This window comes from Thiomonas sp., from assembly GCF_054608695.1.
The window spans coordinates 1-9,730 of sequence record NZ_JBTRXV010000117.1 but is presented as its reverse complement, the minus strand read 5'-3'; the positions used below and the strand labels follow the sequence as shown (position 1 = coordinate 9,730).

The window sequence follows — 9,730 nt, the reverse complement described above, 5'->3', positions numbered from 1 at the left end:
TCTCGTCGAAGGGGTTCATGCTCATCTTCACGCCTGCGGTGTCGATGCCGCTGCCATCCGGCTTGACCCGCACCTTGACGTTGTAATCGACCACGCGCTTGACCGCGACCAGCACTTTCATTCAAGACTCCTGAGGAATGGGAACAACGGTTTCCGAGTATAGGCAGCGCCATTCAGAGCCAAGTGGGCTCACGGCAAATAACCCAAAAAAATCGAACGACCGTTCTTTTTTCTAGTGTATCGGCCTGTGGATACCGAATCAAGCCCCTTGCACGGGCTGAATGGGGTTGTTGTCCGGGGACGAAGGCTCGCCCGGCTCCGGAGCCGGGGGCTGATCCGGCTTTTGTCCCGGGCCCCAATGCAGCACCCGCTGCGGGAAGGGAAACTCCACGTTGGCGGCTCTGAGCGCGCGCCAGACCGCCAGGTTCACGGCACCACGGATATTGAGGGTGCCGTTCTCGGGATCGGCAATCCAGTAGCCGATGGTGATCTCCAGACCGTCGCTGCCGAAGTTGCTGAGCACGGCGTTGGGAGCCGGGTCGTGCAGCACGCGGGCGACCGAGATGGCCGTTTCGCGAATCAGGGGAAGCACGACGTCCAGGTCGCTGGCATAGCCCACCGAGACGGTGGTGGACATCCACACATTGGGGTCGGTGTACGACAGGTTTTCGATGCGGTTGGAGATCAGCATCTCGTTGGGCACGATGGACTCGGTGCCGCCGCTGCTGCGCACCACGGTGTAGCGGGTCTTGATGTCCAGGATCTTGCCCTGGAAGGTGTCCAGGCGCACGTTGTCGCCGACCCGCAAACTGCGCTCGAGGAGGATGACGAAACCCGAAACGTAGTTGGCCGCGATGCGCTGCAGGCCCAGCCCCAGGCCCACGCCCAGGGCGCCGCCGAACACGCCCAGCACGGTGAGGTCGATGCCCACCATCTGCAGCGCCACCAGCAAGGCAACGGTGAAGATGGCGGCGCGAATCAGGCGCGACAGCACCAGACGCAGATTGATTTCCAGCGGCGACGCCAGCAACCTGCTTTCCAGCAGCGACGACACCCACAAGGCCAGGACCAGCGTGATGGCGATGGAGGCGATGCCTCGCATCAGCGTCCAGCCGGTGAGGCGCTGGTTGCCGAGATGGAAGGAAAAGGCGTCCAGCGCCTCGATGATTTCCGGCAGCGCGCCGCTCAGGTAGAGGAACAGCCCCAGCCAGGCCAGCCAGCTCAGGCCGCGCACCAGGAAGCGGATGGGTTCGCTGCCCGGAAACGCGCGTTGCGAAGCCCGGGCTGCAACCCGCACCAGCAGCCACACAGCCAGCGCTGGCAGCGCCAGCTTGAGCAAGGGCGCGTTGCGCAGCATGGGCGTGGCGTGGCGCGCAAACTGCAGCGACAGCAGCGCAATGATCGGCATGCCCACGCCGTCGCCCAGCGCCGCGCGCAACGCAGCCTTCCAGGTGGCGGCCGCCATCAGGCGACGCTCCAGCCACATCCCTGCGACCAGCCCCAGAAGCAGGGCACCCGCAATCAGCAGCAGCTGCCAGCGCAGCTGCGCCCAGGGATGGTGGAGGACGGCGAGAAGCAGGGGGGATTCCATGGATGCGTGCGGCTAGGCCAAAGCCGCATGCTATCGGCAGCAAGCGCCGCACGTCAGCCACTTGTGCGTCGACCTGGGAGCGCCGTCATCAAGGCCGGCCGGCACTTCCCGAACCGGCCTCAATGCCCACCGCGCCACGCCGGTGCGCGTTTGTCGATGAAGGCCTGCACGCCTTCCAGCGCCTCTTCGGTCATGAAGTTGCACGTCATGGTCTGGCCCGCCAGCTGGTAGGCGCCGGCAATGCCCATTTCGATCTGGCGATAAAACTGCGCCTTGCCCATGGCGATGGCCGAAGCCGGCTTGGCCAGAATGCTCTGCACCAGCTTCTCCACCTCGGCGTCCAGCGCCTCGGGGGCGGCCACGCGGTTCACCAGCCCCCATTGCAGCGCGGTTGCGGCGTCGATGAAGTCGCCGGTCAGCAGCATCTCCATGGCCACCTTGCGCGGCACATTGCGCGCCAGCGGCACGCTGGGGGTGGAGCAGAACAAGCCGACGTTGATGCCCGAGACGGCGAAGCGCGCATCGCTTGCTGCCACCGCCAAATCGCACTGCGCCACGAGCTGGCAGCCGGCCGCGGTGGCAATGCCGTGCACCCGGGCGATGACCGGCTGCGGCAGCGCGAGCAGGCCGAGCATGACCTTGCTGCAGCGCTCGAACAGATCGCTGCTTTTCTCGGCGCTGGGCTCGGCGCGCATTTCCTTCAGATCGTGCCCGGCGCAGAACGCGCGGCCCGCGCCCTGGATGATGACGACGCGCGCGGACGACTCGCCCTGCAGCGCGTCGATCTCGGCCTGCAGCGCGCCCAGCAGCGCGTCCGACAGGGCGTTGAAGGCCTGCGGCCGGTTCAGGGTGAGCGTCACCACGCCGCGCGCGTCGCGGGTGTTGAGCACCAGAGGGGATTGGGCTTGCAGTACGGCATTCATGGCGGTCTCCTTGATAGTTGCTTGAATTCGCAGTGTCGTCGCGGACTCCGCGCTCACCCATCGATGGCGCTGCGCGAGCGGGCCTGCTCGCGCAGCGCGAATTTCTGGATCTTGCCGGTGGAGGTCTTGGGCACCTCGCCGAACACCACCTTGCGCGGCACCTTGAAACCGGCCAGATGGAGCTTGCAAAAGGCCATGATGTCCTCGGCCGTGGCCTGCGCGCCAGGCTTGCGTTCGATGAAGGCGCAAGGCGTCTCGCCCCATTTCGCATCGGGCATGGCGACCACCGCCGCCACCATCACCGCCGGATGACGATACAGCACATCTTCCACCTCGATGCTGGAGATGTTTTCGCCGCCGGAGATGATGATGTCCTTGCTGCGGTCCTTGATCTTGATGTAGCCGTCCGGGTCGACCACCGCCAGGTCGCCGGTGTGGAACCAGCCGCCGCGAAAGGCCTCGGCCGTGGCCTGCGGGTTGCCCAGATAGCCCTTCATCATGATGTTGCCCTTGAACATGACCTCGCCCATCGTCTGGCCGTCGTGCGGCACCTCCTCCAGGGTGTCGGCGTCGCGCACCGTGGCGCCGTCCTGCAGGTGGTAGCGCACGCCCTGGCGCGCGTTCAGGCGGGCACGCTCGGACAGCGGCAGCGCGTCCCAGTCGGCCTGCTTGGCGCAGACCGTGGCCGGGCCGTAGACCTCGGTGAGGCCATACACATGGGTGAGCTCGAAGCCCATCGCCTCCAGGCCCTCGATCATCGCGGCCGGCGGCGCGGCACCCGCCACCATCGCCCGCACCTTTTGCGCGATGCCCGCTTTCATCTCCGCCGGGGCGTTCACCAGCAGGCCGTGGACGATGGGCGCGCCGCAGTAATGCGTCACGCCCTCGCCGCGCATGCGCTCGAAAATCGCCTGCGCCTCGACCTTGCGCAGGCAGACGTTGATGCCGGCGCGCGCCGCCACCGTCCATGGAAAACACCAGCCATTGCAATGGAACATCGGCAGGGTCCAGAGGTACACCGGGTGGCGCGGCATGTCCCATTCCAGGATGTTGGAGACCGCGTTGACATAGGCGCCGCGGTGCGAATAGACCACGCCTTTGGGCTTGCCGGTGGTGCCCGAGGTGTAGTTCAGGGCGATGGACTCCCACTCGTGCGTCACACCCGGCAAGGTGTCAGCGGGGTCGCCCTCGGCCAGCAGCGCGTCGTAGTCCAGGCTGCCGATGGGCTCGCCCTGCGCGACGAATTCGGGATCGGGCACGTCCACCACCAGCGGCGCCGGCAGGCCCTGCGCCACGGCCAGGTCCAGCGCGCGGCGCATCACGCCGGTCAGCTCGGCATCCGCCAGCACCGCCTTGGCGCCGCCATGCAGCAGCATGTAGGCCAAGGCTTCGGCATCCAGCCTGGTGTTCAACGCGTTGAGCACCAGGCCGGCCAGCGGCACGCCGAAATGCGTCTCCACCATGGCCGGCACATTGGGCAGCATCACCGCCACCACGTCGCCACGTTGCAAGCCGCGCCGCACCAGGCTGGACGCCAGGCGGCGGCAGCGCTCGCGCGTTTGCCCCCAGGTGCGGCGCAGCGCGCCGTGGGCGATGGCGATGCGCTGCGGGTACAGGTCGGCCGCGCGGTCGAGAAAAATCAGGGGTGTGAGCGGCGCGTGGTTGGCCGCGTTGGGCGCGAGGTCGGTGTCGTTCATGCGGATCTCCGTTAGGGCCATGTTGCGCCTTCTGCCTTGCTGTGAACTTGCGCGATGGACAACTCCGTGCGACTCCTTGCGGCGCCTCAGTCGTCCAAGCCCGCCAGCACGCGCACATGCGCCGCGACGCTGCGGCCCAGGGCGCTCAGGTTGTAGCCCCCCTCCAGGCAGGAGACGATGCGCCCCTCGCACACCTCGGCCGCCAGCTCGCGCAGCGCGCGGGTGATCCAGGCGTAATCGGCCTCCACCAAGCCCATCTGGCCGAGGTCGTCTTCGCGGTGGGCATCGAAACCGGCGGAGATGAAGATCATTTGCGGCGCAAAAGCGCGCAGGCGCGGCAGCCACTGCTGCTGCACCACCTCGCGCACCCGTGCGCCGTTGCTGTAGGCCGGCAGCGGCACGTTGAGCATGTTGGCGGCTGGCTGTTCGGTGCCGCTGTACGGGTAGAAGGGATGCTGGAAAAAACTCGTCATGAGCACCCGTGCATCGCCGCTGAAAATGTCTTCCGTGCCGTTGCCGTGATGCACGTCGAAATCGACGATGGCCACGCGCTCCAGCCCGCGCTTGTCCAGCGCATGACGCGCCGCCACCGCCACGTTGTTGACGAAGCAAAAACCCATGGCCTGCGCACGCATGGCGTGGTGGCCAGGCGGGCGAATGGCACAGAACGCGTTGTCGAGGCTGCCGTCCAGCACCGCGTCGGTCGCCGCGATGGCCGCCCCGACCGCACGGCGTACGGCCTGCCAGGTCTGCGGGTTCATCGCCGTGTCGGGATCGATCCAGGCATAACCGGCCTCGATGCTGCCCGCCTCGCGCAAGCCTGCGATCAGGGCGGCGCTGTGCGCCAGCTCCATCGCCGGCTCGTCCGCCAGCGGCACCGATGGGCGCAGCAGCACCCAGTCCAGGCCGCTGGCCATCAGCCGATCGTCGATCGCGGCCAGGCGCTGCGGGCTTTCGGGGTGATCCGCGCCCATCTCGTGCAGGCGGCAATCGGGGTGGGTGTAATACCCGGTGCGCATGGTGTCTCCTCGCGATTCGACATCTGACGATTTTCGATGCCCCGCACTCAGCCGATTCCAGAGTGCGTAGGCACAATGCTGGTTCATTGTGCTACTGCGGGTCGCGCCGCGTTTTCTACCCCCATGAACCCCCAACTCGCTGCCCTGGTGGCCCAGATCGACACCGTGCTGGTCGGCAAGAATGCGCAATCCCGGCTGGCGGTGTGCTGCCTGCTGGCCGGCGGCCATTTGCTGATCGAAGACCTCCCCGGCGTCGGCAAGACCACCCTGGCCCACACCCTGGCCCACACCTTCGGGCTGGAGTTTTCCCGCGTGCAGTTCACCGCCGACCTGATGCCCGGCGACCTGCTCGGCGTCACCGTCTACGACCGCAACACCGGAGCCTTCGCCTTCCATCCCGGCCCGGTGTTCACCCAGGTGCTGCTGACCGACGAAATCAATCGCGCCCCGCCCAAGACGCAAAGCGCCTTGCTGGAAGCGATGGAAGAACGCCAGGTGAGCATCGACGGCGCCACCCGCACCCTGCCCTCGCCGTTTTTCGTCATCGCCACGCAGAACCCGCACGACCAGCGCGGCACCTATGCCCTGCCCGAGTCCCAGCTCGACCGCTTTCTCATGTGCCTGTCGCTCGGCTACCCCGACGCCGCCGCCGAGCGCGCGCTGCTGCTGGGCGAAGACCGCCGCAGCCTGCTGGGCCGCCTGCCCGCCCTGCTCAACGCCACCTCGCTGGCCGCGCTGCAGCAGCAGGCCCAAGCCGTGCATGTCGCCGCCCCGCTGGTGGACTATGTGCAGCGCCTGCTCGCCGCCACGCGCGACCCGCGCCGCTTCGCCGAAGGCCTGAGCCCCCGCGCCGGCCTGGCCCTGCTGCGCGCCAGCCGCGCCCACGCCCTGCTGCAAGGGCGCGACTACTGCAGCCCGGAAGACGTGCAGACCGTGCTCCCCGCCATCGCCGCGCACCGCCTGCACCCGGCGGCCGAAACCGCAGGCTCGCGCGACGCCGTGCTCGGGCAGATTGCCGAGCTGCTGCGGCAAGTGCCCATCTGAAGCGCGGAGCAAGGCATGCGCTGCCCCACTGCCCCCCACCAGGCCGTCGCGCCATCTGCACCGTTTGCGCGACATGACCGGGCGGCGGCACAACCCCTCGCCTTGCGGAGCCCGCATTGAGCAAGCCCGCCGCCAGCACGCTCGAAGCGCGCCGCCTCTGGCCCGGCAGACGCGCCGCGCCAGACCCGCGCCCGCCCTCGCCCAACAGCCTGCGCGAGCGCTTCGGCCGCTGGGCGCAGGCGCGCCACGAGCCCGGGGCGCAAACCCTGCTGAGTCATCGCAACGTCTACATCCTGCCCACGCGTGCCGGCTGGTTCTTCGCCCTCACCCTGCTGGTGCTGCTGGTCGCGGCCATCAACTACCAGCTCAACCTCGGCTACCTGCTCACCTTCCTGCTCGCGGGCAGCGCCCTGGTGTCGCTGCACGTCACCCACAACAATGTGCGCGGCTTGACGCTCGCCGCCCGCATGCCCGACGACGCCCTGCTCTACGCCGGTCAGCCCGCCGCGCTGCGCCTGCAACTGCACAGCCCCGGGCGCCAGCGCTGGGGCCTGCAACTCGCCGTCGGACGCCAGGGCTGGCATGCGCTGGACGTGGGGCGCGACGCCACCGCCGACTTCGCCCTGCCCTGGACCCCGCCCGCGCGCGGCCACCAGCCCTGGCCGCTGCTGCTGATCGAGAGCCGCTACCCGCTGGGCCTGTGGCGCGCCTGGAGCGTGTGGCGTCCCGGTGCTGCGCTCTGGGTCTATCCGCAACCCGAAAACCCGGCGCCGCCGCTGCCCGCGCAGCACCAGGTTCGCAGCGCAGGCCAGGTGCCCGCGCGCCAGGTGCTCGGCGACGAACTCGACGACCTTCGCCCCTACCGCCGTGGCGACCCATTGCGCCATGTGGTGTGGAAAAAAACCGCGACCGACGACCTCGTCGTGCGCGCCGCCACCCCCGCCACCGCCCAGCCCGAGCGCTGGCTCGACTGGGCCGATCTGCCCGCCGCACTGCCGCTCGAAGCACGTCTGTCGCGCCTGTGCGCCTGGGTGCTGGCAGCAGCGCAGGCCCCCCAGCCCTACGGCCTGCGCCTGCCTGGCCGCGACATCCCCCCGGGCCACGGCCCCGCGCACACGCGCCAGTGTCTGCGCGGGCTGGCAGGCTACGGCCGCGTCGATGCGGTCGGTTGATGGCATGCAGGCCGCCTCCCCGTCTCCGCTCCGCAGCACGGCCCGCTGGCTCGCCCATCTGCGCAGCTTGCCGCGCGACGCGCGCGACACGCTGTTCCTGCTCGCCGTCGCCGCCATCACCCTGGTGCCGCTGGCCGGGCATCTGCCGGGCTGGGCGGTGGCGGGGTCTGGCGCCCTGCTGGCGTGGCGCGCCCTGCTGGCTTGGCGCAGCCGGCCGCTGCCGTCGCGCTGGTGGCTGGCGCTGCTGCTCATGCTCGGCGTGGCCGGTGCCTTGCTGCAGTTCCACACCATCTTCGGGCGCGACCCGGGCATCACCCTCGTCAGCCTGCTGCTCGGGCTGAAGGCGCTGGAAACGCGCAACCGGCGCGATGCCTATGTGTTGTTCTACCTCGGCTTTTTCGGCGTCTCGGCCAACTTCCTGTATTCGCAATCGGCCCTCACCGCCGGGTGGATGCTGTTGGCCACGGCGGGCTGGATCACCGCCCTGGTCAACGCCAACCTGCCCGCCGGCGAGCCGCCGCTGCGCCAGCGCCTGTGGCTCACGACCAAGCTGCTGGCTTTCGGCACGCCGGCCATGGTCGTGCTGTTCCTGCTGTTTCCGCGCTTCGCCGGGCCACTGTGGGCGCTGCCGAGTTCGGCCTCCAACGCCACCGGGTTGTCCGACCAGATGGACGCCGGCTCCATCGCCAGCCTGGCGCGCGACGACAGCGTGGCGTTCCGTGTCGAGTTCCTCGGTCCCCGTCCGCCCGAGCGCGAGCTGTACTGGCGCGGCCCGGTGCTCACCCTCTTCAACGGCCGTCAATGGAGCCCGCTTCCCGTCAGCCCGCAGGCCATTTCCGCCAGGCTCGACCAGCCGCGCAACGTCCGCACCGAAGGCCCCGGCATCCGCTACGCCGTCACGCTGCAGCCTTCGCAGCAGCCCTTCGTCTTCGCGCTCGACGCCGCTAAAGGCCCGCCAGTGCTCTACGGTCAGCCACAGACCGAGGTGGCCCAGCTCTCCAACCTGGAGCTGCGCGCCAGCCGGCCCATCACCCGGCTCACGCGCTACGACATCACCTCCTACCCCCGCTTCAGCTACGGGCCGCGCCGATTGAGCCCGCGCTTCGAGGCCGATCTGCAACTGCCGCCCGGCGACAACCCGCGCACCGTCGCCCTGGGTGAGCAGTTCGCCCGCCAGGCGCAGGCGGATGGCGGCGGCCCGCTGCAGGTGGCGCAAGCCGTGCTGCAGATGTTCCGCCGCGAGCCCTTCCACTACAGCCTGAACCCCGGCGCCTACCCCGGGCGCAACCAGATCGACGACTTTCTGTTCGACCGCCGCGTCGGCTTTTGCGAGCACTATGCCCAGGCTTTCGTCGTGCTCCTGCGCGCCGCCGGCATTCCAGCGCGCATCGTCACCGGCTATCAGGGCGGGCGCGAAAACCCCATCGACCACACCTGGGTGGTGCGCCAGAGCGACGCCCATGCCTGGGCCGAATACTGGGTGGCCGGGCGTGGCTGGCTGCGCGCCGACCCCACCGCCATGGTCGACCCCTCCCGCATCGACCGCAGCGGGCAGACCCTCGCCGCGCGCGAGCCGCTGCTCGGCATTGCCGCCTTCGGCCCGCGTGACGCCGCCCTGCTGCTGCGCCTGCGCAACCTGGGCGATGCGCTCAACAACGCCTGGAACCAATGGGTGCTGGACTACGGCCAAACCCGGCAGAACAACCTGCTGCGCAAGCTCGGCATGGCGCAACCCAACTGGGCGCAACTCTCCGCGCTGGCGGTTGCCGCGCTCAGCCTGGCCGTCAGCCTCATGGGCCTGCTGCTGGTGTGGGAGCGACGCAAGACCGACCCTTGGAACGCCGCCTACGCCGCGCTGCGCGCGCGCCTGAGCCAAGCCGGCATCGCCAGCTCCCCGTCCGATGCCCCTGCAGCCCTGGCCGCGCGCCTGCGCCAAAGCGCACTGGCGCCCGCAGCCGTCACCGAAGCCTGCGCCCTGCTCGACGCCCTGGACCGCTGGCGCTACGCCCGACCCGACGCCGATCGGGCCCGGAGCGAGCGGCAACGACTGCGCCAGCTGCGCCGCCACATCGCCCGGCTGCGGCTGACGCCGGGATTCGCGGGCCAGAACTGACGCCCGGCGCCCATTCGCACCGCCAGGCTCAATGCGCCGACGCGGTTTCCTTGCCCAGATACGTTGCCTGCACCTCGGGCGATTCGAGCAGTTCGCGTGCGCTGGCCTGCAGGGCGATGCGCCCGGTTTCCAGCACATAGCCACGATCGGCCAGCTTCAGCGCCATGCGTG

The 9,730-nt window shown here is 69.2% G+C and carries 7 protein-coding genes and 1 pseudogene; 3 read left to right on the top strand and 5 right to left on the bottom strand.

What is annotated here, in order from left to right:
* The 5 genes and pseudogenes from ACYCUK_RS21705 to ACYCUK_RS21685 all read right to left on the bottom strand — a co-directional run.
* Window positions 1-121 (bottom strand): annotated as a pseudogene (locus tag ACYCUK_RS21705) (electron transfer flavoprotein subunit beta/FixA family protein); the annotation flags it as partial.
* Window positions 122-259: 138 nt separating this feature from the next.
* Complete coding sequence (locus ACYCUK_RS21700; RefSeq protein WP_461596705.1) at window positions 260-1,591, bottom strand: mechanosensitive ion channel family protein; 1,332 nt, start codon at window positions 1,589-1,591, stop codon at window positions 260-262.
* 119 nt (window positions 1,592-1,710) lie between these two features.
* Complete coding sequence (locus ACYCUK_RS21695) at window positions 1,711-2,514, bottom strand: enoyl-CoA hydratase (RefSeq protein WP_461596704.1); 804 nt, start codon at window positions 2,512-2,514, stop codon at window positions 1,711-1,713.
* Window positions 2,515-2,567: 53 nt separating this feature from the next.
* Window positions 2,568-4,211 (bottom strand): acyl-CoA synthetase, encoded by a 1,644-nt coding sequence (locus tag ACYCUK_RS21690; protein ID WP_461596703.1) that lies wholly within the window; start codon window positions 4,209-4,211, stop codon window positions 2,568-2,570.
* Between the two features lie 86 nt (window positions 4,212-4,297).
* On the bottom strand, window positions 4,298-5,230 hold the full coding sequence (locus tag ACYCUK_RS21685; protein WP_461596702.1) for a histone deacetylase family protein: 933 nt from the start codon (window positions 5,228-5,230) through the stop codon (window positions 4,298-4,300).
* Between the two features lie 123 nt (window positions 5,231-5,353).
* Between ACYCUK_RS21685 and ACYCUK_RS21680 the strand changes: the two genes are divergently transcribed.
* From ACYCUK_RS21680 to ACYCUK_RS21670, 3 genes are all read left to right on the top strand, one after another.
* Complete coding sequence (locus tag ACYCUK_RS21680) at window positions 5,354-6,274, top strand: AAA family ATPase (protein ID WP_461596701.1); 921 nt, start codon at window positions 5,354-5,356, stop codon at window positions 6,272-6,274.
* 116 nt (window positions 6,275-6,390) lie between these two features.
* The gene (locus tag ACYCUK_RS21675) at window positions 6,391-7,446 is read left to right on the top strand and encodes a DUF58 domain-containing protein (RefSeq protein ID WP_461596700.1); all 1,056 of its coding nucleotides are present in this window, start codon (window positions 6,391-6,393) and stop codon (window positions 7,444-7,446) included.
* A 4-nt stretch (window positions 7,447-7,450) separates the two neighbouring features.
* Window positions 7,451-9,559, top strand: a complete 2,109-nt coding sequence (locus tag ACYCUK_RS21670; protein ID WP_461596699.1) for a transglutaminase family protein — start codon at window positions 7,451-7,453, stop codon at window positions 9,557-9,559.
* Window positions 9,560-9,730 lie beyond the last annotated feature (171 nt).

Coding starts and splice junctions, on each gene's coding strand:
- ACYCUK_RS21690 (WP_461596703.1), bottom strand. CDS start 4,211: ATGAACGACACCGACCTCGCGCCCAACGCGGCCAACCACGCGCCGCTC.
- ACYCUK_RS21700 (WP_461596705.1), bottom strand. CDS start 1,591: ATGGAATCCCCCCTGCTTCTCGCCGTCCTCCACCATCCCTGGGCGCAG.
- ACYCUK_RS21685 (WP_461596702.1), bottom strand. CDS start 5,230: ATGCGCACCGGGTATTACACCCACCCCGATTGCCGCCTGCACGAGATG.
- ACYCUK_RS21695 (WP_461596704.1), bottom strand. CDS start 2,514: ATGAATGCCGTACTGCAAGCCCAATCCCCTCTGGTGCTCAACACCCGC.
- ACYCUK_RS21670 (WP_461596699.1), top strand. CDS start 7,451: ATGCAGGCCGCCTCCCCGTCTCCGCTCCGCAGCACGGCCCGCTGGCTC.
- ACYCUK_RS21680 (WP_461596701.1), top strand. CDS start 5,354: ATGAACCCCCAACTCGCTGCCCTGGTGGCCCAGATCGACACCGTGCTG.